This window comes from Vibrio sp. 1727, from assembly GCF_033344415.1.
Taxonomy (GTDB): Bacteria; Pseudomonadota; Gammaproteobacteria; order Enterobacterales; family Vibrionaceae; genus Vibrio; species Vibrio alginolyticus.
On record NZ_JAWPOT010000526.1, the window covers coordinates 1 to 565 of the forward strand.

The window sequence follows — 565 nt, forward strand, 5'->3', positions numbered from 1 at the left end:
CTGTTTATGTTATAGGGAGCGCTTATTATGAATTCCAATACTACACAACACATTGAACAAGAGTTGGTTGATGAGCTCATTCTCCAGCAAATGATTAAAGACACCTGCGCGGAGATCATTCCCACGTTAATTGAACACTATATCGAAGAGTCTCGTGAACGGATGCAAAAAATTGAGCGGGCGTTGGGTGAGCATGACCTAGAAAAACTCGAGTTTGAAGTCCATACACTTGGCAGTTCTGCACTGGCATTAGGCAATCGCCCATTATCTCGTCAAGCCAGAAGCATCGAGAAACATTGTGTCGAAGGTAAAACCCAACAAGCATTGGAGCTGTGTGCCGCATTGCCTTTACTGGCTGAACGTTCGTTTGAAGCGCTCAACCTGCGCAAGGCTCAAGGCTTTGAGTAACAAGAAGAAAACCCGCAAAACCATATGAACCATCGCACTTATCAAAGTGCGATTTGGTCTTCATCTTTTCAAATTCATACCGCGCTTAATCAATTAAAAAGTAAAGAATTTTCGCAATATCCCTGCCCTGTGCTAATACTTAACTATAACTTTTCTC

Annotated in this window: 1 protein-coding gene; it reads left to right on the plus strand. The window is 42.7% G+C overall.

All coding sequences use genetic code 11. From position 1 onward, the window contains the following. The first annotated feature begins 27 nt into the window (after positions 1-27). Complete coding sequence (locus R8O10_RS26730; RefSeq protein ID WP_025533201.1) at positions 28-408, plus strand: Hpt domain-containing protein; 381 nt, start codon at positions 28-30, stop codon at positions 406-408. Positions 409-565: the final 157 nt, after the last annotated feature.

What these genes read in the sequence shown, in the direction of transcription:
- R8O10_RS26730 (WP_025533201.1), top strand. Translation starts at nt 28, where the DNA reads ATGAATTCCAATACTACACAACACATTGAACAAGAGTTGGTTGATGAG.